This window comes from Bacillus sp. AFS018417 (genome assembly GCF_002560985.1).
In the GTDB taxonomy this organism is placed as follows: domain Bacteria; phylum Bacillota; class Bacilli; order Bacillales; family Bacillaceae_G; genus Bacillus_A; species Bacillus_A rhizoplanae.
In genome coordinates, this window is sequence record NZ_NTTM01000009.1 from 1 (window position 1) to 25,692 (window position 25,692).

Consider the following 25,692-nt stretch of genomic DNA (forward strand, 5'->3'; position numbering starts at 1 on the left):
GGAATCCCCTTCCTCAAAAACCCGTAAGGATTTTAGGTGGGGATAGTTCAATTTGCTAATAACGATTGATAACGTGAGTAGTCAATTTGCTTTTCTTTTAATTTTTTTATTAAAAATTTATGATCTCGTTTTGGAGTTGCTAAAATATATCCTTTAATGATTAAATCTTCTGTTATTTGTGATGCTTGTTCCTCTAAAGCGAGTGCACCAATTTTTCCAGCAATTTTAGACCGAGCGACGTCACGAAATAGTTCTGGAACAGGGCTGACAAGTTCTTCTAATAAAGTTTTTTGCTCAGCTTTCCATAAATGTCTCGTTTCATCGATATAATGTTGTTCCCAATCTAAAATGGACATGCCATCTTCTTTTGGTAGTCGTTTTAAGAATTTTCGGAACATAAAATATCCACCAATGGACATGAGCCCTAGTAAAATAACTGTCCATATGACAATAAACCAACTGAACCATCCTTCAAGCAACATAATTCCCCCTTTATGTTATTAGAAACCGATTCTTTTCTTTTTATTATAAGCAGTGAGATTCATAGAAAGCAAGAAAGCTTGACCTATTGGCCAAGCTTTCTTATACAAAGTATAATTGTTCAATTCGGAATGTTTCTGTATCATCTTCGAAATATTCGATGATTAGCGTGCCAACTTTGCGATTTTTATCCTCTGTAGTGAAAATAGAATAAGAAGTAAAGCGTGCTGTTGATAAGCCGCTAATATGTGTAGGAAGGGCAATATATTCGTTGTTTTGAAAGAAAGTCATAAGTTCAATGTCTTCAAACTGCTTGCGATTTTCAATCGCTTCTCCAGTATAACGCTTTTGTAATTGTTTTAATGTTTCGTTCCATGATCGTACCTGTGTGTCGTATACCATTGTTCAAGCTCCTTACTGTATGTAGTAAAAAGAACATATGTTCCTATATAGTATACTCCTTTTAAAAGAAAAGGAAAAGCAAAAAATAATGTAAGCTTGGTTTTTCAAGCTTACATAACGGAAAAATACGTTCAATTTAATCTCTGTTTTTTATTATAAGACAGATAGAAAAAGGAAACAAGGAGAGAAATATCTTGCTTATAATTTTGAAAATTCCATATAATTAATGAAGAAGATTTTTTGTAGGGAGGGAAATTATGAAAACGATTGGGCTTATTGGTGGAATGAGCTGGGAATCAACTGTAGAGTATTATCGAGTTATTAACGAAGAAGTAAAAAACAAATTAGGAGGGTTACATTCAGCAAAGTGCCTTTTATATAGCGTTGACTTTGAAGAAATTGAACGTTATCAATCAGAGGGTGATTGGAAACAAGCTGGTGAAGTGCTGGGGGAAGCTGCATTTTCATTAGAAAAAGGTGGAGCTGATTTCATTGTTATATGCACAAATACGATGCACAAAGTTGTAGGGGACATAAAAGAAAAAATCAATATTCCTATTTTGCATATTGCCGATGCTACAGCTAAGCAAGTGAAAAAACAAGGAATTAACAAGGTAGGTTTACTTGGGACAAAATATACGATGGAGCAAGGTTTTTATAAATCACGATTAGAATCTAGTAGTATAGAGGTTATAGTACCAAATGAAAATGATAGAGAAATTGTAAATAAAGTAATTTATGAAGAATTGTGTTTAGGAAAAGTGTGTCAAAAATCAAGAGACTACTACAAAAAGGTAATTGAACGCTTAGTTGATAACGGAGCTGAAGGAATTATATTAGGTTGTACAGAAATTGGATTACTAGTTAAACCAGAGGATTCCAGCGTTCCATTATTTGATACAGCTTTCATACATGCTGTTGAAGCTGTTAATAAATCTTTAGAAGATTAAGGGAATCTAACTTTAATAAAAGGAGGCATGGATTAATGATTGAACAAAAAGAGCATTGGAATAAAAGGTTTAAAAAATGATAAACAACTTTTGGATAAAAAGGATGAAGGAAATGAGGAACATTATATCGTTACAAGGACCTATGGCAAGTGGAAAAACAACGTTAGCGAAAAGGTTAGAACAAAGGGGGATGCGGATTGTGTACGAAAATCCGTATCCAATTGTCCAAAAGAGGAAAGAAATGCAGTTAGATATTGGTACAAAAGAAGGATTTATTGCAAATCAGAAGCTTTTCATTGAATCGAAAATAAAAGAGTTTCAGCAGCTATCTGATGACATTATTATCTTTGATCGTGGACCAGAAGATATTGAGTTCTATACCTTATACTATCCAAAATTAATAGGAAAAGATTGGGATATGGAAAAGGAAATGATAAATGAATTAAGGGAGTTACGGAAATGTCGTTCACAAGCCATTTTTTATTTAAGCGCTTCAAAGGAAGTATTGCAAAAAAGAAAAGAATCTGATGATATAAGACAACGAAGTACATTTGAAGAACAAATGAAATTAATAGAAATAGAAAAAAGTTGGTATGAACAATTTCCAGTCACGTATTTGAATGTGGATGCAAAGTTAGTAGAGGAAGTGGAGCACTATTTTATAAAATGGTTAGGAGAGCGTGGAGGGGCATAAAAGAAAGCTGTCTTTTTCTAGAAGAAACAGCTTTGCTAGTATAGTACCATTTTAATTATTTTCTACAGCGATAAACCGCTACAGCCTTCGGATCGCGCCATATGCCGTTATGATGTGATAAATCCTGTTCTATTTCAACTTGTAACCACTTTTTCATCTCTGTATGTAAGCTAAAATCATCTGGAATATTTAGTGATGGAAACATACTTGCTATATAATTTATAATTGGTGCAGATTCATGGAAAAGAAGAGAGTTGTGAATAACAGTTTCCTCAACAATAGGAAAAACTGCGCTCAATAGTTCTTTACCGTTTTCTAAACAAAATGGACTAGCCGTTGGTAACTTTTCAGGTAACTCAAATGCGAGTAACATTCGATTACACATGTCTTCTATGCGTGGTAATGATGCATAGGAATTTGTTGTAGCTAGAAAACCACCATCTGAACGGATAATATTTTTAAACCCTCGAATAGTCTTTTCGACATCGGGTACATGATACAACATGTGACGTGCAATAACCCAATCGTAAAAATTATAGGGAAAAGGAAGTTTCGTAGCGTCTCCAACTACCCATTCAATAGGTTTCTTTGTATTTTTGCTATTCTCTTTTGCCTCTTGAATCATGGTGGGGGATTGATCTAATCCTGTAAGCAGACCTTGGTGCCTCTGCTGTTGTAATGTTATAAGAAATTTTCCAGTCGCACAGCCAATATCTAATATTTTTTCATTCCCAGTTAATTGTAACTGAAAGATTACATTCTGTTCTAAATCTACTTTTTTTTCCTCATATTTCATATGTGTATCGATTCGTACTTGTAAATAATCACTCACTGTATATTGTCGTTTTACATCATGTATCTTTTGAGCTTCCACTTGCGTACAAAAATTTCGAATGGCATGAGTTAATACTTCTGTTTTGTTAAGACCTTCATATGTCAAAGCTGCATCAAATCTTTCTAACAATTCTTCACAGATTCTAAAGTGAATATCTTTTCTTTTTACCATATTCTCTCTCCTTTAATAAGTTAAGGAGAATATAACATGCGTCAAATTTTTCTGTAAATGAATTGTGTACACAATTACAGAGAATTTTAGTGAGAAATTGTGTGATGAATATTTTTTACTAAAATTCTTATAGTAAACCATTGACGAATTAAACGTTTTCATTTATTCTTAAATTAAGAAATATTTAAACAATTCAAAAGAAAAGAGAGAGTCACATGCTTCTTCATGGAACACAACGAATTGGTCGCATGGCGATGCTGCTTGCACTTGCGGAGGAACACGAGAGTCCGATTTTATCTCTTCCAAAAGGATGGAAATATTGTACGGGCAAAGTCGGTTCAATGAATTCGCAAAAAGTTGTTGCTGCAATGGAAACAGCTGCACGTAGTAACCATGTTATTGAAACAGACGTTTACAGAGAAACACATGCGCTTTATCATGCAATTATGGAAGCGTTGTACGGAGTAACGAGAGGACAGATTCAGTTAGCAGACGTTCTTCGTACAGTAGGGCTTCGATTTGCGATTGTGCGCGGCACACCATACGACGGTGAAAAAGAAGGCGAATGGCTTGCTGTTGCACTATATGGTACGATAGGTGCGCCTGTGAAAGGATCAGAGCATGAGGCGATTGGATTAGGTATTAATCACATATAAAAAACTGCCCATAGTTAATTAGTTAAGAGGGGGCCTTACTTTTTAGGACATTAGTCTGTCTTAAAAAGCTAAGGTCCCCTTTTGCTTTTTTAAAAGGAGGAAAATCATGATTACATTAACTGGACATTCATTAACATTGAAGGAAATGAAACGAATACTGTTTGAAGGAGAGCAGGTAACTGCTTGTCCAAATAGCATGCAAAAAGTTACAGAATGTAGGCAAGCTGTAGAACAAATTGTTGAAGAGGGTAAAGTTGTTTACGGCATTACAACAGGGTTTGGAAAATTTAGTGATGTACTAATTCAAAAAGAAGATGTGAAAGCGCTTCAACATAATTTAATCCAATCTCATGCATGTGGTGTTGGGGAACCTTTCTCTGAAGAAGTGTCACGCGCTATGCTTGTGTTACGTGCAAATACAATGTTGAAAGGTATTTCTGGTGTTAGACCACTTGTTGTAAATATGCTTCTTGAACTTGTGAATCGTCAAATTCATCCCGTTGTTCCGCAGCAAGGTTCACTTGGAGCGAGCGGAGATTTAGCACCGCTTTCTCATCTTGCTCTTGCTTTATTAGGAGAAGGGGAAGTGCTTTATAAAGGTGAGCGTGTTCATACGATGATCGCTTTAACAAAAGAAGGATTAGAACCAATCACATTAGAAGCAAAAGAAGGTTTAGCGCTTATTAACGGAACACAAGCAATGACTGCGCAAGGAATTGTAGCGTATTTAGAAGCAGAAGCAATCGCTTATCAAGCAGAATTAATTGCTTCGATGACAATTGAAGGATTACAAGGCATTATTGATGCTTTTGATGAAGATGTTCATCTTGCACGTGGATATAAAGAGCAAGTAGAAGTTGCAAGTCGTATTCGTAATGTGCTTCATGATAGCAAACTTGTTACGAAACAAGGGGAACTTCGTGTACAAGATGCATACTCACTTCGTTGTATTCCACAAGTGCACGGAGCATCTTGGCAAGTGTTGAATTATGTGAAAGAAAAGTTAGAAATTGAAATGAATGCTGCAACAGACAATCCGCTTATTTTTGACGGTGGTCAAAAAGTAATTTCTGGTGGTAACTTCCACGGACAGCCAATTGCGTTTGCAATGGACTTCTTAAAGGTAGGAATGGCAGAGCTTGCAAATATTTCTGAACGTCGTATTGAGAGACTTGTTAATCCGCAGTTAAACGATTTACCACCGTTTTTAAGTCCAGAACCAGGTCTTCAATCCGGTGCGATGATTATGCAATATGCAGCAGCAGCACTTGTTTCAGAAAATAAAACATTAGCTCATCCAGCGAGTGTAGATTCTATTCCATCATCAGCAAATCAAGAAGATCACGTAAGTATGGGAACAATTGCGTCGCGTCATGCACATCAAATTATTCAAAATGTACGTCGCGTGTTAGCAATTGAAACGATTTGTGCGATGCAAGCAGCTGAGTACCGCGGCATTGAACAAATGAGCACGCAAACAAAAGCGTTTTATCACCAAGTTCGCCAAATTGTACCATCTATTAAAAATGATCGTATTTTTTCAACAGATATTGAAAACACGGCTCATTGGTTAAGAACAACAAATTGGACAATGGACCGTATGAATGCAAATGCAACACTATAATAAGGGAGAGATTACAATGGAAAATGTAAAACAAACAATTCGCGCGCCAAGAGGTACTGAATTAAATGCAAAAGGTTGGGTACAAGAAGCAGCACTTCGTATGCTTATGAATAACCTTGATCCAGAAGTAGCAGAAAAGCCAGAAGAACTTGTTGTATACGGTGGTATTGGCCGTGCTGCTCGTAACTGGGATAGCTATCATGCAATTGTAGAGTCTCTTAAAAATTTAGAGAGTGATGAAACGTTATTAGTTCAATCTGGGAAACCAGTGGCAATTTTCAAATCTCATGAAGATGCACCGCGTGTCCTTCTAGCAAATTCAAACTTAGTACCAAAATGGGCAACTTGGGAGCATTTCCGTGAACTTGAACAAAAAGGTTTAATGATGTATGGCCAAATGACAGCAGGTAGCTGGATTTATATCGGTACACAAGGGATTTTACAAGGAACTTATGAAACATTTGGTGAAGCAGCACGTCAACACTTCGATGGTTCATTAAAAGGAACATTAACAATTACTGCTGGTCTTGGTGGTATGGGCGGAGCGCAGCCGCTTGCTGTTACGATGAACGGCGGTGTTGTGATTGCAATTGACGTGGATAAACGCAGCATCGATCGCCGCATTGAAAAGAGATATTGTGATATGTATACAGAATCTCTTGAAGAAGCATTAGCTGTTGCAAAAGAATATAAAGAAAAGAAAGAACCAATCTCCATTGGCTTATTAGGTAATGCAGCTGAAATTTTACCAGAGCTTGTAAAACGCGGCATTACACCAGACTTAGTAACAGACCAAACATCTGCACATGATCCGTTAAATGGTTATGTTCCAGTTGGTTATTCATTAGAAGAAGCGGCAGTGCTTCGTCAAGAAGATCCAGAGCGCTACGTACAATTATCGAAGGAAAGCATGAAAAAGCATGTGGAAGCAATGCTTGATATGCAAAAGAACGGTGCAATTACGTTTGATTATGGTAACAACATTCGCCAAGTTGCATTTGATGAAGGCTTAAAAAATGCATTCGATTTCCCAGGATTTGTTCCAGCATTTATTCGTCCACTATTCTGTGAAGGAAAAGGGCCATTCCGCTGGGTAGCACTTTCTGGTGATCCAGAAGATATTTATAAAACAGATGAAGTTATTTTACGTGAATTTGCTGATAATGAGCATTTATGTAATTGGATTCGTATGGCACGTGACCAAGTTGAATTCCAAGGGCTTCCATCTCGTATTTGTTGGTTAGGATACGGAGAGCGTGCGAAATTTGGCCGTATTATTAATGAAATGGTAGCAAACGGTGAATTATCTGCACCAATCGTTATCGGTCGTGATCATTTAGACTGCGGATCTGTTGCTTCTCCAAACCGTGAAACAGAAGCAATGAAAGATGGTAGTGATGCTGTAGCTGACTGGCCAATTTTAAATGCGTTAATTAACAGTGTAAACGGCGCGAGCTGGGTATCTGTGCATCACGGCGGCGGTGTTGGTATGGGATATTCTCTTCATGCGGGAATGGTTATTGTTGCGGATGGAACGGAAGCAGCGGCAAAACGAATTGAGCGCGTCTTAACTTCTGATCCTGGAATGGGTGTTGTTCGTCACGTTGATGCTGGATATGACCTTGCTATAGAAACAGCAAAAGAAAAAGGCGTTAATATTCCGATGATGAAGTAAGGGGGAGAAACCATGCTAGACATTTTATTAACGAATATCGGTCAATTATTAACAATGGATCAAGAAGATGGATTACTAAGACGGGAAGCGATGAATACACTTCCTGTCATTGAAAACGGTGCGGTAGGTATTGAAAATGGTGTTATCACATTCGTAGGCACAATGGAAGAAGCAAAGGAATTACATGCAAAAGAAGTTGTGGATTGCGAAGGAAAAATGGTTTCACCAGGTCTTGTCGATCCACATACACACCTTGTATTTGGCGGCTCTCGTGAAAATGAAATTGCTCTCAAATTACAAGGTGTACCATATTTGGAGATTTTAGAAAAAGGCGGCGGAATTCTTTCCACTGTAAATGCTACAAAACAAGCAACAAAAGAAGACCTTGTTGAAAAGGCAAAATTCCACTTAGATCGCATGTTATCTTTTGGGGTAACAACAATGGAAGCGAAGAGTGGTTATGGATTAGATGATGTAACAGAGTGGAAACAATTAGAGGCGGCAGCGCAGGTTCAGAAAGAGCATCCAATTGATGTTGTGTCAACGTTCTTAGGGGCTCATGCAGTGCCAAAAGAATATAAAGGAAAATCGAAAGAATTTTTACAATGGATGCTTGATTTGTTACCAGAAATTAAAGAAAAGCAATTAGCAGAGTTTGTTGATATTTTCTGTGAAACAGGAGTATTCTCTGTTGAAGAATCAAAAGAATTTTTACGCAAGGCGAAAGAACTTGGTTTTGATGTGAAAATTCATGCGGACGAAATTGATCCCCTTGGCGGTGCGGAAGCGGCTGCTGAGATTGGTGCTGCATCAGCTGACCATTTAGTGGGAGCATCTGATAAAGGGATTGAGATGCTAGCAAATTCCAATACAGTTGCTGTACTACTGCCAGGTACAACATTTTACTTGAATAAAGAAAGTTTTGCTAGAGGCCGTAAAATGATTGATGATGGTGTAGCAGTAGCTTTAGCGACTGATTTCAATCCTGGCAGCTGTCCGACAGAAAACATTCAACTCATCATGAGTATTGCGATGTTAAAGTTAAAATTGACACCAGAAGAAGTATGGAATGCTGTAACAGTAAACTCAGCGTATGCAATTAATCGCGGTGATGTAGCTGGAAAAATCCGTGTTGGACGTAAGGCGGACATCGTATTATGGGATGCATACAATTATGCGTACGTACCATACCATTACGGCGTTAGTCATGTAAATACAGTATGGAAGCAAGGAAATATTGCGTATACAAGAGGTGACAAGGTGTGGAGCAAGGCCACTATTTAAAGAAAAATGCAAAGTTTATTGACCGTGAAGTAACGAAATGGAGCGATATGATTAAGAGATGGGATGAAAGCGAAGAAATCTTCGGAGCAGCATTAATTGGTGCTCCGCTGTCAAAACCATCCATTAGTCATTCTGGCGCATGCTTTGCACCGAACACAATTCGAGCGATGTTAGATGCTTATAGTACGTATGCAATTACAGAAGAGCATGATATGAAAGATAGCGTTCTGTATGATTGTGGTGATATTACGATGCATGTCACGGATTTAAAAGAAAGCCATGCTCGCATTGCAAAAACGTTAGAAAGTCTTACAAAGTCGAATCCACAGATGGTACCGATTGTTCTTGGTGGAGATCATTCCATTAGCTTTCCAAGTATAAGTGGTTTTGCAAGTAGCAAAGGGAAAGTTGGGATTATTCAATTTGATGCTCATCATGATTTACGTAACTTAGAAGATGGCGGACCTTCAAATGGGACACCGTTTCGTAGTTTATTAGAGAATGATGTTATTACAGGGAAGCAACTCGTGCAAATAGGGATTCGAAACTTTTCTAATGCCCGTACGTACCATGAATATGCAAAAGAACATGGAGTAACAGTATATACAATGCAACATGTTAGAGAGCGTCATATAAAAGATATTATTACAGAAAGTATTGAATTACTGCGCTATCAAGGTGTTACATCTATTTATATTTCTGTTGATATGGATGTATTAGATCAAGCATTTGCACCAGGGTGTCCAGCAATTGGGCCGGGTGGTATGGATAGTACCACGTTACTTGATGCAATGACAGTACTTGGGCAAGAACCTCTTGTAGCAGGTATGGATATTGTGGAAATCGATCCAACACTTGATTTTCGTGATATGACAAGCCGCGTGGCAGCACAGGTGATTATGAGCTTTTTATTGGCTCGCGAAACGGTGCGTAAACAAATAAATATATGAGAAAAGAGAGTTAACTCAAAGTTTCGTTTTAACGGAATTTTGACCGTTAGCTCTTTTTTCTTTTGGGTTACACTTTAATCGTATTGGGCCATAAGTACATAGTTCCTTGGTATATAGAAATACTAAGAATAATATTTGAAGTGAAATGGAAGGAGATGTTCTTATGGACTACAAAATATTTAGATTTATTAACCAGTTGGCTGGTCGTTATCCATCTGTGAATGCCATCATGATTATGATTTCTCAAAAAGCGCGCTATGTGTATGCTTTTTTATTAATCTTAATGTGGTTTCGGAACAGGTTTTATAAAAAAATTACGATACAGGCAACACTCTCTGCGAGTATAACATTATTTATTAATTTTTTTATAAAACGATTCTATTTTAGAGCTCGTCCTTTTTTGGATCATAATGCGCACATATTACCCCCAATTCCACCAAGAATGAATTCTTCATTTCCGAGCAAACATACGATGCTCTCATTTGCCGTTGCAACTTCGATCCTTTTTTATAAACGATTGCTTGGGTGTCTTATGTGGTTACTAGCATTTTTAACAGGATTCTCACGTATTTGGAGCGGACAGCATTATCCATCTGATATTATAGGAAGCGCCTTAATCGGGAGTTTAACTAGTATTGTTGTTAACGTTATTTTATGGCTATGGAATTGTTTTGTTTTATGCATTATGCATAGCTACAATCGTCTTTGTACCTTCGTAAGATTGCGTTAATCATGAATGGAATATGAAATGTGTATTATCTTGTTAGAGTAAATTCTAATTATTAGGAAGTTAGTGGAGTATGAATAATTGAAATATAAAAAATGATAGATAAAGCATTGCTTACTAAAAGAAGAGCAAATAGGAAAGTAACTTTTCTGTTTGCTCTTCTTATTTATCCCGCTATTCGTGGGCAGTAAGATCCCCACCTTAAGATTCAGAGAAAAGCGAAGAAGATAGGTGGGAGATGAAGAAAACCCCCACTGATAGAAGTTTCACTTTATTTGGCTGACATAATAGGTAACCGAATATCTACAGTTGTTCCTTTATTTAATTCACTTGTAATGTGTAATTTTCCATTATGTTCTTCGATGATTTTATAACACATCATTAAGCCTAATCCAGTTCCTTTTTCTTTCAAACTATAGAAGGGTTCCCCTAAACGTGAAATGCGATCTTGTGGAATTCCGCAGCCTTCATCTGTGATGTTGATTAATATAGAATGATTTTCTGCCTGCATAGTTTCAATGAAAATATTACCTCCGTGAGGCATTGCTTCTATGGCGTTTTTCAAGATATTGATAAATACTTGTTTGAGTTGATTTCCATCACATTGAATTGTTGGCAAAATGGATGCGTGATTCATGATAATATGTACATTTTGCATCATTGCAGTTGGTAAAATGAACGTTACTACTTCTTCAATTAACGTTTGAATTTGACTGGATTTTATAGATATAGCTTGTGGCTTAGACATTGCCATAAATTGATTCGTAATCGATTCCATTTGAGCAATTTCATTTAACATGACATCAACATACCATTTGTTTTTTTCAATAATATCGGGTTCTAACAATTTCAAAAATCCTTTTAAAGAAGTTAATGGATTTCGTATTTCATGAGCAATTCCAGCAGTTAGTTGCCCAACAACTGCTAGTTTCTCAGATTTTCTCAATAGTTCTTCTGTTTTCTTCAAGTCTGTAACATCCTGCCCCATAATGACGATTCCTTTTCGGGACCCATCAGGATGAAAAAGAGGTACTTTTATAATATCGAGAATAAGAGGAGTGGAACTAGAGTGCATAATAATTTCTTCACCACGTATGCTCTCTTTTTTCTCCCATGCAAATTCATCAGATTTTTCACAGTATAATAAGGAGTTACGATATAGTTTATTATATTGGATTAACTCACTATCTTTTTTGCCGCGATATGGCACATTTTCAAAATTTAAACTAGAAATGGCATAATCATTTGCTTCAAGCCATCTTCCTTCTTCATCTTTCAAAAGGATAAACGCTGGCATCGCATTTATAAGAGTCCGTAAACGTTTTTCATTCTCTTTTAATGCGTGTTCCATTTTTTTACGCTCTGTAATATCCCTTAAACTACTTACAAACGCTACTACTTCTCCGTATGTATTTACAATAGGAGAGATAAAATTACTTACATTAATTAAATTCCCGTTTTTGTGCTTTCTAAGTGTTTCTTGTGATGTGAAAAGTTTGTTATTAGCAAGTTCTTGATAGATTTTGTTGTATTTCTCTTTTGAAAAGTCTGGGATAGTGGGTATTGTTTCTCCGAGCATTTCTTGTTCAGTCCAGCCAAATAGAGTTTCAAAAGCTTTATTTGCTTTCATTACCCGAAGTTTTAAATCAAGAACAACAATGGCATCTACTGTATTTTTTAGAAGCGAGTCTAGTTGTTGTTTTGTTAATGTAGCATCTTCTTTTATTGGTTTTATTTTCATGATATTTTTCATTATTACATATGTGCCGACTATCTTATGATCTGCAAAAATTGGTGAGCTTTTCAAAATTATTTCTACGGGGTGACCGTTTTTATGTATCATAGATAATTTATATTCTTGCTGTTTTCTATTCATTATATTTTTTAAGGATTGTAAATTTTGTTCTGTATGTTGCGAAGTAATGAAAGAATAGAGTGTCATCTTTTCAAATTCTTTAGCTGTATATCCGAGCATTCTTTCGGCTGCAGGATTGGCACATAATATATTACCTTGTAAATCGACAGATAAGATACCATCGGGATTATGTTTGAAAAGAGATGTGCAATGCTCTGTTGCAATTATACATTCTGTCATTTTATTTTTTGTAATAATAGAGCGTCTTTTTGGATGTATACTTTTTTTAAAAGACGTAAACCGTTTCCGTCGCATTCATTATTCCCCCGGATAAATATTCTGTATATGTGATGATTTTAGATAGCTGATTTACTGTTTTATATGTTTTATTTTAAATATTTAATATTTCTAATGTTATATCCTTTAAGAGTATAGACATGCTAATTATGAATAGTCAATTTTTATTGTATATTTCTAAATTATAAGTTTTATTTTTTGTTAACGGTTAGTAAGTCTTTCTCTTTAAGATTATGAGAAAACAAAGAAGATAGGCAGGGGATAATTACCTGTAATCGTCCGATTGATAGGAGTTTTTCATTAGCTTGGATGAAAAAACAATCTAATGAAAGATTCACTTCATAACTGAAAATACGAGATGTTCTTTCGTTTTTCTTATATATCTTCATAATAAGTATGTAAGTTATTTATAAAACACTCTTTGATATAATGAGGATAGTAAAGGGGAGGGGATTATTATGACGTTTAAGATTCAAGGGATTGATCATGTACAATTAGCAGCACCAGCAGGATGTGAAGAAAAAGCACGTACGTTTTATGGAGACATACTTGGATTAGAAGAAATTCCAAAACCTGAAGAACTAAGAAAACGAGGAGGCTGTTGGTTTCGATGCGGAAATCAAGAGATTCACATTGGAGTAGAACAAAATTTTTCTCCTGCAAAAAAAGCCCATCCTGCTTTTTTTGTTCAGCACATTGAACGTTTTCAAGATGATTTAACGCAAAAAGGGGTTTCTGTTATAGTCGATACAGCACGTCCTGATGTTACAAGATTTTATGTATCAGATCCATTTGGAAACCGCATTGAATTTATGGAGCAAAAAGGAGTATGAATTTGGTGTAAAAAAGCGAGATGGATAATATTCCATCTCGCTTTTAACCTCTTCTAAATAACCCTAATACTTCCACTGTTTCTGTAATGTTTACAAACGCTTGCGGATCAACTTCAGAAATTATAGATTTCATTCCAGCTAGTTCTTCTCGAGAAATTACGGTCATTAATACATGTTTTTTCTCATTTGAGTACGCACCTTCTCCGTCGAGTAAGGTAATCCCGCGCACAAGACTGGAAAGAAGCTTTTCTTTCATTTTTTCTGCGTGACTTGTTACAATCATTAGAGTAATTTTTCGATGTTTTGTGTGAATCGCATCAATTACTTTTCCTGTAACAAAAATAGATAATAAGCTGTTTAAGGCAGTATCCCAATCGAAGAAAAATCCAGAAATAACGATTACAATAGTATTAAGTACGATTAAGAGCCCGCCAAGCTGAATATCTTTTTTACGTGAAAGTAACATACCGATAACATCAAATCCACCTGTTGAACCATAACAGTTGAAAACAAGTCCAATACCTGCACCAGCAATTACACCACCAAATAACGAAGAAAGTAGCGCATCGGTTGCCACTGCATGCACAGGAATAACGTATAATGCTGCCGAAAGTGTGATAACTGATACGATTGTGTAACCGATAAATCGTTTGCCAAGTCCAATATACCCTAAAATAAGAATAGGTAAGTTTAATAAAAAGTTTACTATTCCAGTATTAAATGGGGTTAAGATTCCAATGATAATTGCAATTCCACTAATCCCACTGCTTAAAATCTTGTGGGGGATAAGGAAAAGATTAAAAGAAAGTGCTACAACTAAAGACCCTAAAATCACTCCAAGTAATCGATACATATCTTTCCCGTCCTTCACTAAAAATGCTCTATATACAAACTCACATTAATTCAAAATTATATATGAGTTTGTAATATTTGAGGGAAAACAGTTTATTTAGGGAAATTAGATTAGTTTGAAAAATGGAAGCGATTTCTGTTCTTGGAAAGGGGAGAGGGTAAATATGAAAATTCAAGTGTTTCAGCAAAAGAGTCCGTTGAAAAGAGAATGTGAAGATGCACTGATTTGTAATGAAGGTTTGAAGCTATATGGTGTGTGTGATGGTGCGACGCCGCTTATTGAGTTTCAAGATGAGAATGGGCATAACGGAGCATATTTAGCTTCGCATTTGTTTCAGCAACACTTTGAATCTATTTCAGGTGTGGATTTCTTGCAAAATGAAGTTGCTAAAGCAAATCAGTTGTTGCAAGAAAAAATGCAATCCTATCATATTGATACAACAAAAAAAGATCAACTTTGGTGTACGTGTATTGCCGCTATTTATATAACAGATAGAACGATAGAATATGCGCAGCTTGGAGATTGTATGATTGTTGCTAAGTTTTTTGATGGAACAGTTCAAGTACTTACGGAAGACACTGTGAAAGGGATTAGTAAACGGGCAAAGCAAAAGCGTGAAGAAGATCGTCAAAAAGGACTTTCTGTTCCGAGTGAAGCAATATTTGATGATAGAAAGGAGCGATTAAGCTACAATCGTTATATGGCAAATATTCCAAACGGATATTCTGTTGCAAATGGGATGAGTGAAGTAGCCTTGTTTATTCAGCAAGGGAAACTCTTACGACAAGAAATTACAAATTTATTTATTTGTTCAGATGGCTTGTTTCACCCAGAGTGGCAGCTAGAAAAAAGTGCACAATTTGTGTGGGAACATGGTATTACACAATACGTACAAATAATAGAGGAATTAGAAGCGAAACAGTTTGTTCGTCCAGATGATAAAACAGCAATTATCATTCGTCTGTAAAGGGTGAGACTATGCATATTCAAAAAGCAAATCTATCTTTTCGTGATCCGCTGCAACCATTGCAAGCTGTTAAACAAATTATTATTCATCATACAGCGGAAAATGGATGGGATATATATAAAACGCATGATTTTCATCAAAATAATCAAGGTTGGAGCGGAATTGGCTACAATTATTTTCTTGAAGAAGATGGTACTATTTATGAAGGTCGAGGACTGTATATAGGAGCTCATGCGAAAGGATATAATACTGAGAGTATAGGGATTTGCATGTCTGGAAATTTTGACGACTATGATCCAACACCAGTACAAATGCTTTCTTTGCATTGGCTATGTAAACAGTTAATGCGTCAGTTTTCTTTGTATAGTGACCAGGTTCTTGGTCATCGCGAGTTAGATGGGGTAACAAAGACGTGTCCTGGAACACGTTTTTCAATGACAGAATTGCGCAGCATTCTATCCCGCATTAACGGGCAGTAAGTCAGAGAGATGCGAGGAAGATAGGTGGGGGATAACTGCCCATAAAAGCCCGATTGGTTCAACTAACCATCAGTGGGGGGGAAAAACCCCCACTGATGGTTAGTTTCACTTTATCTAATAATGAAAAAGGAGATTTATAGCATGATTTTTATGAAATTACCAAATGAGAAAAAAGAAACACTTGTAGAACATATTCAACAGTTTTTTGAAGAGGAAGGGCTAGAAGAGATTGGTCGTTTTCAAGCGGAACGTTTAATTGAAGAAATGATAAAAGAACTAGGGCCGCATATATATAATCAAGCGATAGGAGACGCTAGAAAGCTTGTCGCAGATAAACTTACAAATTTAGAAGAAGATTTATATGTATTAGAAAAGCCAGTTAAGTAGCCAGCTGAATATATTTAATTTCGTGATTCGCTCGGTCAAGCATCCGGGTTTCAATTTTATCAATATCGAATAATTGAATTTGCGCTTGATTATAAAACACCACATGTAAGTTTACACAAAGGAAAGAGGCTAACTCACATTTTAGTGAGTTAGCCTCTTTTTGTCCAAATTGCCTTTGTATAAGCAATTTCCATTCCAGTTCGTTCCATATTATTTTGGCTAATGCTTCCGAAGCGTGCTTGCCCAACGACTAACTCGCAGCCTAATTGTTTGGCGGCATTCATTCTTTGCTTAAGTAAGGCAGTATGACAGCCCTTTCCTTGCAAATGTGGTAAAGTAGCCGAAGCTGCCAGAGAAGCAATGCCTTTATTAGTATATAAAACACCAATTGCAGCTGGGGTGTTTTCAATAAGAGCTAAATAAAAATGCCAGCCTTCTTGTCCATATAACACTTTGTTATTTTGACTAACACCGTCTATGGTGAAAGTAGGCATGCCAAAGCTTTTTACATAAATATCTCCGAAGATGTGAAACTCATATTCTTCTAAATCTCGAACGATGATTTCATTTGAAATAGTATTTTCTGTTACGTCTCCATAAAGAGTGGTATGAAAGTCTGTTTGATAAAACCCTTTTTTGGACAAATACTCAAATAGTTCAGGAGTTGAATGAGCAGGAGTTATTTCAAAGCGACAAGGAATGTCTTGTTTTTCGTAATAATCGATTATCTTATCTATTTCTTTTGTATCAGTAAACGTTACACCTTTTACGGTATTGAAAGAAGGGCCTGGGATTCCTTTTGCTGAAAAGGCCATTGCACTTCCAAAAGTTTGGATATCGATTTCCATTGGGTTATTTTCTTGTTCTTGAATGGTTTTCAATCTCGAATACATCATGTCTATTTCAGATTGCTCTAATCGTTTTGCTAACTCTACATTCATAACATGTTTCATATTTTTATTTATTCACCTTTCCTGATTATTAGAGATTTTGTTCACTATGTACCTAATACGCCATATTTTTTCTGCTTCCTTTTTAATTGTGTGGATTGTGAATAAAGTTTGATTAAAATCCTATAATTTAAACAGGATTTCTCTTTTTATGTTCTTGTCGATGATGTAAAACTCCAGTTTGTTACTCTACTATATGCCCTTTGTTGAATAAGAGTTGTTCTAGTAGGGGTAAATGCAGCATCTGCAAATTGTGCCACCATATGTCCAATAATGAATATAGACCACGGGTAAACTGGTTCGTATATTCGGCTAAAAAAAGGTTTTCATAAATTAAGTTTTTTTGTCACAATTGAAACCCTCTATCCGTCTTGATTAATGAAAAGAATAGGAGGGATTTAAATGAATAAATTTGATGTCGCCATTATTGGTGGTGGGTTTGCTGGATTAACAGCTGCTCTTTTTCTAGCAAAGGAAGGTAAAAAGGTAGTGGTGCTTGAGAAATCAGACCGATATGGAGGACGGTCGATGACCATTAATAAAAATGGCGTTCTCATGAACCTAGGTGCACATGCCCTTTATAAAGGCGGTGAAGCAATGAAGATATTTGATGAACTCGGGATTACAATCAAGGGAAATGAACCGTCTACGGGTGCACATGTTATTTGGAAAAATGAGGTTTATCAAGTACCGATGGGTTTACGTTCCTTATTTTCGAAGCAATTTCTTAATGGTTTAGGGAAGGTCCGTCTTGCAAAGCTTATGTTTCATCTCAGTAAAATGGATGTGAATTCGGTTTCAAATGAAAGCGTGCAAGCTTGGGCAGAAAGGGAAATCATTGATCCAATGGTACGCCACTTCTTTTATGCATTATGTAGATTAACCACTCTAACATATGCTCCAAGTATACAGCTAGCTCGTCCAGTTTTGAGACAGATCCAGAGGGGTATGAAAGAAGGTGTTCTCTATGTCGACCATGGTTGGGAATCTATTGTAACCGAATTAAGGTCTAAAGCTGTTAGTCTCGGTGTTAAACTTCTTGAATCTATGAATGTGAATAGTATTGACCACAATGGCCAAGTTGAACGAGTGAGTTGTACGAATGGAGAATCGTTTGATGTAGAAAGTGTGATTATTGCAACACCTCCTAACGAAGCATGTCGTCTTGTACCCCATGTTGAAAAAACCTCCCTGTATCGTTGGAAGGAGGAAGCAATTCCTGTAACCGCATCCTGCTACGATTTAGGATTAAAAACGTTGCCTAATATAAATCATCAATTTGTGCTGGGGCTTGACCAACCAGTCGTCTTTACAAATCAATCTAGGGCCGCGAAGCTGAGTAATAACGGAACATCTGTAGTGAGCCTGGTTAAATATCATGAATTGAATAGAATTTCGATAGATTCTCGAACAGATAAACAACAATTAGAACATACAATGGATTTGCTTCATCCAGGCTGGCAAAAAGAAGTGGTCGAACAGCAATATTTACCTAAAATAACCGTTGTGCATAATTTTCCTCATACCGGTAGAACGGAAAAATCAGGTCCAGCAGTTCCAGAAATAAAGGGCCTTTATATAGCAGGAGATTGGGCAGGAGACGAGGAATTATTGGTCGATGCAGCTGTTGCAAGCGCGAAACGTGCAGCATTACACATATTGAAAAAAGATTGGGTGTTAGTATGAATCAAGAGAAAAAGAAGATGGAATTAGAACAAATTTATCAAGATTACAAGCCACTGCTTTTTTCTCTAGCATATCGAATGCTAGGAAGTGTGATGGATGCAGAAGATATTGTTCATGAATCATTCGTTACTTTTGCAAAACTTAAAGATTCCAAGTCCATTACAAGCGTAAAAGCCTATTTGTGTAAAATTACGACCAATTGCTGTATTGATCACTTAAGGTCTGCTGCCCACAAGAGAGAAACTTATGTGGGCACATGGCTTCCTGAACCGATTGTGGAAGATTACCTTGATGATCCGGCTAATTCATATTTTATGAAGGAATCTTTATCCACCGCCTATATAATGTTGTTGCAACAGTTATCTGAAGTTGAAAGAGCGGTGTTTCTTTTACGAGAAGTCTTTCAATACGAATATGATGAGATTGCCTCTATGGTGGATAAAAGCAGCACAAACTGTCGGCAAATATTTCATAGAGCAAAGAAAGGCCTTGTATATGAACCGAATGTTTACCAACAAGATTATCAGCATTTTAGTAACTATGTAGAAAGGTTCACTGCGGCATTGCAAAACGGTGAAATTTCAGAAATGATTCAAATGCTGCAGAAAGACGCAATCTTTTATGCAGATGGTGGCGGGAAAGTTACAACTACACTTAAACCTATTTATACTGCGGATCGAATTACACGCCTATTCTTGAGTATAATTAAAAAGTTACCAGAAGGTGCAGTGTTCAAATTTAAAAAGGTTAATGGTGGCCCAGGAATTGTTGTTATGATTAACGGTTACCTGGCCTACGTACTTTCATTTGAGTTTAAAGAAGGGAAAATCAATTCCATTTACATGGTAGCGAATCCTGATAAGCTTAGCCGTTTAAACAAAAATATCTAGGGAGTTATCCAAAACATCAATAAAAAATGATGTTGGGTCAATCTTGTAGTCTACTTACTTCATGATTTCGGGAGACCTAATAGCTACTATCAGATGCAACACATGTTCAAAACATTATAGTGTACCAAATCCAGCGATATTGGCATTAACAGTAAGATCCTTATTCAAAAAGGGCACTTTAATGGAATAAGAATTACAGAAATGATCAAACTTTTTTATAAAAGAATGATTCAATTGAAGATAGAAAAAGCGTGTTTTGATCAATCTTTTTTCAAAATATGCTTTTTCTATCTGCTCTTTTATCAAGGTTACAAATTGTTAGACCTTTTTAGTTGTGTTTGAATATATAAATGTTATATTGTTTTCGATTAAGCAGTAATGATTTAACACGGCTTTGATTACTTATAATGAAGGGGTTTCATGGTACTTTAACGAATGTAAATCTAGATAAATAGAAAAGAATGGGGGAATACATATGATAAAATATCCGTTTTTACAAAAAGGGACAACGATTGGTGTAACAGCACCTTCGTCTGGCGTAGATGAAGTGTTACATAATATGTTTAAACAATCTTGTGAAAGTATGGAAAGAAAAGGTTATACAGTCGTATGCGGAGAAACAGTTTGGACAGAAGAGAAAGCTAAATCCTCTAGTGCGAAAAAGAGAGCAAATGAATTTATTGAAATGATGCAAGATGAAAACATTGATATGATTATTCCTCCTTGGGGCGGTGAACTATTAATTGAAATACTAGAAGAAATTGATTTTGAAAAGATAAACAAGAAATGGGTACTAGGGTACTCGGATACAAGTACCTTATTATTAGCAATAACTTTAAACACAGGAATAGCCACTGCTCACGGAACAAATTTAGTAGATTTAAGAGGCGAATACTCCGATGATACAACAGCGATGTGGCAAACTGTTTTATCAACGGAAACAGGTTCTTCAATTATCCAATACTCCTCAGAGAAATATCAAAAGAAATGGGAGCATAATAATCCATCTCCGTGTGTTTTTCATTTAACGGAAGATACAAATTGGAAAACAATTTCAAATAAAAATGTGAAAATTGCAGGTCGATTGTTAGGTGGGTGTATCGATGTTATTAGACATCTCATTGGCACTCCGTTTGGTAGAGTACAAGAGTTTAGGCAGAAACACTTAAATGACGACCCGTTCATTTGGTATTTTGAAAACTGCGAGTTAACTACTACTGATTTGCGACGTTCATTGGTTCAAATGAAACTAGCAGGTTGGTTTGATAATTGTTCGGGTATCTTATTTGGTCGAAGTGCTGCAAACCATCCAGTCGAGGATTATACTGCTGAAGACGTATATGAAGAGCTTACTGATGAGCTTCAAATTCCAATTATTTATGATGTAGACTGTGGACATATGCCTCCGCAAATTACATTTATAAACGGGGCATTTGCAGAAATTGAAGTGGAAGAGGAGAAAGGAATAATTACACAGCATTTTAAGTAGGAATGTAGAGAGGAAATGACATGAATGGAATATAAAAATATCTCAGAAAAATATCCAACACTGATTACAGAACGATTATGTTTACGGCCGTTAACAATAAAAGATGCTGATGATATATTTGAATATGCTTCAAATCCAGAAATTGCGACGTATACAGTTTGGTAGCCGCATGAAATATTACAGGACTCACAAATATTCGTACAGTCAATCCTAGATCAATATGAAAAAGGAGAAATGGCGGCTTACGGAATAGAACTGAAAAACGAAAAAAAGATCATAGGGACGTGCGGTTTTATCGAATATGACGAGAATCACCATAAGGCCGAACTGGCGTATGCATTATCACCAAACTATTGGGGGCAAGGCATTGCGACGGAAGCAGCAAAAGCATGTATCCGTTATGGATTTGAAATATTACAGTTAATCCGTATTGAAGCAGGATGTCATGCTAGTAATGTACAATCAGAACGAGTAATGAAACGTTTAGGAATGCAATATGAGGGAACGTTGCGAAAAGATATGTTTGTGAAGGGAGTATATCGAGATACGAAAATATATGCGATTTTGCGAGAGGAATACAATACCCAAACGGAAGAGTAATATAGAGCTTACTCTTCCGTTTGTTTTTAAAGGTGAAGAAAAAATATCTAAATTTTCTAAAAATATTGACAAAAAACTCATTCTATTTTTATACTTAGCTAAGTTTTTACTAATTAGTAGGAATGGAGGGGCTATATGGAGAAGGAAGAAGCGCATTTTCAAGAAATTATAGAAAGAGAGAAAGGCTTGCATCGTGGACTATCTACGAGGCAGCTGTCTATGATTGCAATCGGTGGAGCAATTGGAACAGGTTTATTTTTAGGGAGTGGCATGGCTATTGGCTTGGCTGGTCCTAGCGTAATACTTAGTTATGGGATTGGAGCCATTATTGCTTTTTTATTAATGGGGTGTCTAGCAGAAATGACAGTAGCGCACCCTACTTCTGGGTCATTTGGAGCATACGCTGAGCATTATATAGGTCCTTGGGCAGGTTTTACTGTGCGTTATGCATATTGGGCAAGTATTGTAGCAGCAGTTGGAACAGAAGTAACAGCAGTTTCAGTGTATATGAAATATTGGTTTCCTACTGCACCAGGTTGGATTTGGGTTATCCTCTTTTCAGCGTTACTTATTTTTGTAAATGCTACTAGTGTAGGGTTATTTGGAACGATTGAATATTGGTTTTCGATGATTAAAATAGTAGCTATTGTTGGTTTTATTCTTTTGGGTGCTTACGTTGTATTTGGTACTAACACAAATCCAGAAATAGGAATTCAAAATTATACAAATGCCGGTGGATTTTTACCAAATGGTTGGAGGGGCATGTGGGTTGCGGTTTGTGTAGCTTTATTTAGTTATTTAAGTATTGAAATGATTGCTGTAACGGCTGGCGAAGCAAAGGATCCAGAAAAAGCAGTTCCTAAAGCACTTCGTTCAACCATTTATCGATTAATTATTTTTTACATTTTAACATTGGCTTTCATGTTAATGATTGTTCCTTGGAAAGCTGCTGGTGTTGATAAAAGTCCTTTTGTTAAAGTAATGGAGCTATTAAATATTCCAGGTGCATCTGGCATTATGAACTTTGTTGTTTTAATCGCAGCTTTGTCTGCAATGAATAGTCAATTATATATTACAACGCGAATGATGTTTTCGCTATCTAGAGCTGGTTATGCACCAGCAAGGTTTGGTCAACTAAGCCAGAGAGGAGTTCCTGTTTCAGCCTTGTTCTTCTCAACAATTGGTATTGCACTGGCAACGGTTTTAACAATTGTTTCACCGGATCAAGCATTCATGCTCATGATGGGCATTTCAATGTTTGGAGCTATGTTTACATGGATGATGATCTTTATTATTCATTTATATTTTCGAAAAAAGTGGGTGGCATCTGGAGGAAGAAATTTACCAGTTCGGATGTGGGGATATCCATATTTAACTGCATTAGGAGCAGTGTTAATGTTTTCCATTTTAATAACAACTTGGTTTACTGACTTGTTTAAATCAACACTTACAACGGGTATCCCGTTTTTAATCGTAGTAACAGTAGGATATTTTGTTTGGAAAAAAGCAAATGAAAGAAAAATATTAGTGAACAAAGATGAAGTATCTGGTCATGTAAAGTAACAAGTAAAATAATAGTTGTGGTTTCTATTTTTTATAATTGTTGCTATAAAGTTTTTAAAAAATGAAAGCGCTTTTAAAGAGGGGGAGAAAAACTATGATGATGGATGTACCACTAACAATTAGCTCGATGTTAGAAAGGGCAGAGAAGTTATTTGCAAAGAAAGAAATTATTTCTCGTACACATAGTACAATTACACGGTTAACGTATAAAGAGCTAGGTGAGCGAACGAGACGCTTGTCTAGTGCATTGCAAAAGTTAGGTGTGAAGCAAGGGGAACGAGTGGGCACACTAGCATGGAATCATCATCGTCATGTAGAAGCATATTTTGCGATTCCTAGTATTGGTGCTGTACTACATACGATTAACATTCGTTTATCTTCGGAACATATTTCTTTTATTATTAACCACGCAGAAGACCGCATTTTACTCATAGATGAAGATATGGTACCGCTTGTTGAAAAAATTCAAGGGGAATTATCAACTGTACAAGCTTATATCATCATGACCGATAAAAAAGAACTTCCAGAAACTTCACTTCAACCTGCATACCATTATGAACAACTTCTTGAAGAAGGGAATCCTAATTTTCCGTTTTTAAAAGATATCGATGAAAATATGCCAGCTGGTATGTGTTATACATCAGCTACAACAGGCAATCCGAAAGGCGTCGTTTATACACATCGCAGTACTGTTTTGCATAGTATGTCGCTTGGACTTGCAGATACAACGGCACTTTCTGAAAGTGATGCTGCTATGCCGGTTGTTCCTATGTTTCATGTAAACGCTTGGGGATTACCGTTTGCAGCAACATGGTTTGGATCAAAGCAAGTTCTTCCTGGACCGATGTTTACACCGAAGATTTTATTAGAAATGATGCAGGAAGAAAAAGTAACAATAGCAGCGGGTGTCCCAACAATTTGGCTTGGTGTGCTGCAAGAATTAGAAAAGAATCGTTATGATTTATCAAATATAAAACGAATTTTATGCGGCGGTGCAGCTGCACCGAAAAGTGTCATTGCTGCATTTGAACAAAAATATAATGTCCCATTTGTGCATGCGTATGGGATGACAGAAACAAGTCCACTAGTCACACTTGCACGTTTAAAAAGTTATGAATGTGAATTGCCATATGAGGAACAACTTACGATTCGTGCTAAGCAAGGCTATTTAGTACCTGGTGTTGAAATGAAAGTTATTGGGGAAAACGGAGATGTAGCATGGGACGGACAAGAAATGGGTGAGCTATGCCTGCGTGCTCCGTGGATTGCAGCAAGTTATTATAAAGATGAACGAACAGTAGAGGGATTTCGAGATGGATGGTTATATACAGGAGATGTCGTTACGGTTGATGAAGAAGGATGTATTAAAATTGTGGATCGAACGAAAGATGTGATTAAAAGCGGGGGAGAATGGATTTCATCTGTTGACTTAGAAAATGCTTTGATGGCGCATGAAGCAATATTTGAAGCAGCTGTTGTTGCAGTACCGCATAAACAGTGGCAAGAACGTCCTGTTGCATGCGTTGTTGTAAAACAAGATCAATCTGTTACAAAAGAAGAATTATATGACTTTTTAAAACCACAATTTGCAAAATGGTGGCTACCAGATGAGATTGTCTTTATGAAAGAAATTCCGAAAACTTCAGTCGGAAAGTTTTTAAAGCAAGCACTTCGAAAAGAATTGGAGCAATATTATATAGAAGATTGAAAGTGAATGTTAACTATAGTTATATTTTGGTTGACAATATAAAAAGAGCAGGGTAACATATCACATATGATATGTTACCTTATTTTGATTTATAGTTTACAAACAGGAGAAAACATAATATGAATACAAGAAATTTAGTTTTTGTAGCTTTATTTAGTGCCATTATGGCAGTTTTAGGATTTATACCACCAATTGCTTTATCATTTACACCTGTACCAATTACATTACAATCACTTGGTGTCATGCTTTCAGGCGGTTTGTTAGGATCTCGTCTAGGGGCTCTTAGCCAATTGGTATTTTTACTTGTTGTAGCAGCGGGTGCGCCGCTGTTAGCTGGAGGACGCGGTGGATTTTCAGTTTTTGTGGGACCAAGTGCCGGTTATTTAATGGGATATGTAATCGGAGCATTTGTTATTGGATATTTCGCAGAACGTCTTCGCAACGTATCATTTCTGAAAGTATTTTTAATTAATATTATTGGTGGTATTCTCGTTGTATATTTCTTTGGTGTTATCGTACAAGCCTTTGTGATGGATATAAGTGTAGTAAAAGCAGCGAAATTAAGTGTTGTGTTCTTACCGGGAGATATATTGAAGGCTGTATTTGCGGCAATTCTTGTTACGAGACTACAACGTTCATTGAAACGAACAATTTATAGTACAAATTATGAAACACGTTAAAACGTGT

At 36.4% G+C, this 25,692-nt stretch carries 24 protein-coding genes and 2 pseudogenes; 20 read left to right on the plus strand and 6 right to left on the minus strand.

What is annotated here, in order from left to right; genetic code table 11:
- Positions 1-47: 47 nt before the first annotated feature.
- Together CN326_RS05245 and CN326_RS05250 are read right to left on the minus strand one after the other, a co-directional pair.
- The gene (locus tag CN326_RS05245) at positions 48-479 is read right to left on the minus strand and encodes a DUF2621 domain-containing protein (protein WP_098307029.1); all 432 of its coding nucleotides are present in this window, start codon (positions 477-479) and stop codon (positions 48-50) included.
- Between the two features lie 103 nt (positions 480-582).
- Positions 583-882, minus strand: a complete 300-nt coding sequence (locus CN326_RS05250; protein ID WP_098306933.1) for a hypothetical protein — start codon at positions 880-882, stop codon at positions 583-585.
- Positions 883-1,139: 257 nt separating this feature from the next.
- On the opposite strand from CN326_RS05250, the gene CN326_RS05255 reads away from it, so the two are divergent.
- The gene (locus CN326_RS05255; protein WP_098306935.1) at positions 1,140-1,832 is read left to right on the plus strand and encodes an aspartate/glutamate racemase family protein; all 693 of its coding nucleotides are present in this window, start codon (positions 1,140-1,142) and stop codon (positions 1,830-1,832) included.
- A 103-nt stretch (positions 1,833-1,935) separates the two neighbouring features.
- Positions 1,936-2,526: an AAA family ATPase gene (locus tag CN326_RS05260; RefSeq protein WP_483295635.1), complete on the plus strand. Its 591-nt coding sequence runs from the start codon at positions 1,936-1,938 to the stop codon at positions 2,524-2,526.
- Between the two features lie 55 nt (positions 2,527-2,581).
- Here CN326_RS05260 and CN326_RS05265 read toward each other — a convergent pair whose 3' ends face one another.
- Positions 2,582-3,532 (minus strand): class I SAM-dependent methyltransferase, encoded by a 951-nt coding sequence (locus tag CN326_RS05265; protein ID WP_098306939.1) that lies wholly within the window; start codon positions 3,530-3,532, stop codon positions 2,582-2,584.
- A gap of 215 nt (positions 3,533-3,747) precedes the next feature.
- Here CN326_RS05265 and hutP point away from each other — a divergent pair, with 215 nt between their 5' ends.
- From hutP to CN326_RS05295, 6 genes are all read left to right on the plus strand, one after another.
- On the plus strand, positions 3,748-4,188 hold the full coding sequence (gene hutP / locus CN326_RS05270) for a histidine utilization transcription antiterminator HutP (RefSeq protein ID WP_098306941.1): 441 nt from the start codon (positions 3,748-3,750) through the stop codon (positions 4,186-4,188).
- 106 nt (positions 4,189-4,294) lie between these two features.
- Positions 4,295-5,812 carry a histidine ammonia-lyase gene (gene hutH / locus CN326_RS05275; RefSeq protein WP_098306943.1) on the plus strand — a complete coding sequence of 506 codons (1,518 nt, stop codon included), beginning with the start codon at positions 4,295-4,297 and terminating at the stop codon, positions 5,810-5,812.
- Between the two features lie 16 nt (positions 5,813-5,828).
- Positions 5,829-7,487 carry a urocanate hydratase gene (gene hutU, locus CN326_RS05280; protein WP_098306945.1) on the plus strand — a complete coding sequence of 553 codons (1,659 nt, stop codon included), beginning with the start codon at positions 5,829-5,831 and terminating at the stop codon, positions 7,485-7,487.
- A gap of 12 nt (positions 7,488-7,499) precedes the next feature.
- The gene (gene hutI / locus CN326_RS05285) at positions 7,500-8,771 is read left to right on the plus strand and encodes an imidazolonepropionase (RefSeq protein ID WP_098306947.1); all 1,272 of its coding nucleotides are present in this window, start codon (positions 7,500-7,502) and stop codon (positions 8,769-8,771) included.
- Positions 8,750-9,721, plus strand: a complete 972-nt coding sequence (gene hutG / locus CN326_RS05290) for a formimidoylglutamase (RefSeq protein WP_098306949.1) — start codon at positions 8,750-8,752, stop codon at positions 9,719-9,721. The genes hutI and hutG overlap by 22 nt, the downstream gene beginning before the upstream one ends.
- Before the next feature lie 163 nt (positions 9,722-9,884).
- A complete protein-coding gene (locus CN326_RS05295; protein WP_098306950.1) occupies positions 9,885-10,451 on the plus strand; it encodes an undecaprenyl-diphosphatase in 567 nt (188 codons plus the stop codon).
- 268 nt (positions 10,452-10,719) lie between these two features.
- Here the strand turns inward: CN326_RS05295 and CN326_RS05300 are convergent, their stop codons facing one another.
- The gene (locus CN326_RS05300; RefSeq protein WP_176524534.1) at positions 10,720-12,618 is read right to left on the minus strand and encodes a PAS domain S-box protein; all 1,899 of its coding nucleotides are present in this window, start codon (positions 12,616-12,618) and stop codon (positions 10,720-10,722) included.
- A 440-nt stretch (positions 12,619-13,058) separates the two neighbouring features.
- Here CN326_RS05300 and CN326_RS05305 point away from each other — a divergent pair, with 440 nt between their 5' ends.
- The gene (locus tag CN326_RS05305) at positions 13,059-13,433 is read left to right on the plus strand and encodes a VOC family protein (RefSeq protein WP_098306952.1); all 375 of its coding nucleotides are present in this window, start codon (positions 13,059-13,061) and stop codon (positions 13,431-13,433) included.
- A 43-nt stretch (positions 13,434-13,476) separates the two neighbouring features.
- Here CN326_RS05305 and CN326_RS05310 read toward each other — a convergent pair whose 3' ends face one another.
- Positions 13,477-14,286, minus strand: coding sequence for a YitT family protein (locus CN326_RS05310; RefSeq protein ID WP_098307033.1), 810 nt, complete (start codon positions 14,284-14,286; stop codon positions 13,477-13,479).
- A gap of 163 nt (positions 14,287-14,449) precedes the next feature.
- On the opposite strand from CN326_RS05310, the gene CN326_RS05315 reads away from it, so the two are divergent.
- From CN326_RS05315 to CN326_RS05330, 4 genes and pseudogenes are all read left to right on the plus strand, one after another.
- Entirely contained in the window at positions 14,450-15,253 is an 804-nt protein-coding gene (locus tag CN326_RS05315) for a protein phosphatase 2C domain-containing protein (RefSeq protein WP_098306954.1), read from the plus strand.
- A gap of 11 nt (positions 15,254-15,264) precedes the next feature.
- On the plus strand, positions 15,265-15,732 hold the full coding sequence (locus CN326_RS05320) for a peptidoglycan recognition protein family protein (protein WP_098306956.1): 468 nt from the start codon (positions 15,265-15,267) through the stop codon (positions 15,730-15,732).
- A 141-nt stretch (positions 15,733-15,873) separates the two neighbouring features.
- Positions 15,874-16,119 carry a DUF2164 domain-containing protein gene (locus CN326_RS05325; RefSeq protein ID WP_098306958.1) on the plus strand — a complete coding sequence of 82 codons (246 nt, stop codon included), beginning with the start codon at positions 15,874-15,876 and terminating at the stop codon, positions 16,117-16,119.
- A pseudogene (locus CN326_RS05330) lies at positions 16,120-16,224 on the plus strand (tryptophan 2,3-dioxygenase); the annotation flags it as partial.
- Positions 16,225-16,268: 44 nt separating this feature from the next.
- Here CN326_RS05330 and CN326_RS05335 read toward each other — a convergent pair.
- A complete protein-coding gene (locus CN326_RS05335; RefSeq protein ID WP_098306960.1) occupies positions 16,269-17,072 on the minus strand; it encodes a GNAT family N-acetyltransferase in 804 nt (267 codons plus the stop codon).
- 399 nt (positions 17,073-17,471) lie between these two features.
- On the opposite strand from CN326_RS05335, the gene CN326_RS05340 reads away from it, so the two are divergent.
- The 7 genes and pseudogenes from CN326_RS05340 (at position 17,472) to CN326_RS05370 (ending at position 25,685) form a co-directional block, all read left to right on the plus strand.
- Entirely contained in the window at positions 17,472-18,755 is a 1,284-nt protein-coding gene (locus tag CN326_RS05340) for a phytoene desaturase family protein (protein ID WP_098306962.1), read from the plus strand.
- A gap of 17 nt (positions 18,756-18,772) precedes the next feature.
- Positions 18,773-19,645 carry an RNA polymerase sigma-70 factor gene (locus CN326_RS05345; protein WP_098307035.1) on the plus strand — a complete coding sequence of 291 codons (873 nt, stop codon included), beginning with the start codon at positions 18,773-18,775 and terminating at the stop codon, positions 19,643-19,645.
- Positions 19,646-20,120: 475 nt separating this feature from the next.
- Positions 20,121-21,134 (plus strand): S66 family peptidase, encoded by a 1,014-nt coding sequence (locus tag CN326_RS05350; protein WP_098306964.1) that lies wholly within the window; start codon positions 20,121-20,123, stop codon positions 21,132-21,134.
- Between the two features lie 24 nt (positions 21,135-21,158).
- A pseudogene (locus CN326_RS05355) lies at positions 21,159-21,734 on the plus strand (GNAT family N-acetyltransferase).
- A gap of 135 nt (positions 21,735-21,869) precedes the next feature.
- Entirely contained in the window at positions 21,870-23,297 is a 1,428-nt protein-coding gene (locus tag CN326_RS05360; protein WP_098306966.1) for an amino acid permease, read from the plus strand.
- A gap of 94 nt (positions 23,298-23,391) precedes the next feature.
- Complete coding sequence (locus CN326_RS05365; protein WP_098306968.1) at positions 23,392-25,005, plus strand: long-chain fatty acid--CoA ligase; 1,614 nt, start codon at positions 23,392-23,394, stop codon at positions 25,003-25,005.
- Between the two features lie 119 nt (positions 25,006-25,124).
- The gene (locus tag CN326_RS05370; RefSeq protein ID WP_098306970.1) at positions 25,125-25,685 is read left to right on the plus strand and encodes a biotin transporter BioY; all 561 of its coding nucleotides are present in this window, start codon (positions 25,125-25,127) and stop codon (positions 25,683-25,685) included.
- Positions 25,686-25,692 lie beyond the last annotated feature (7 nt).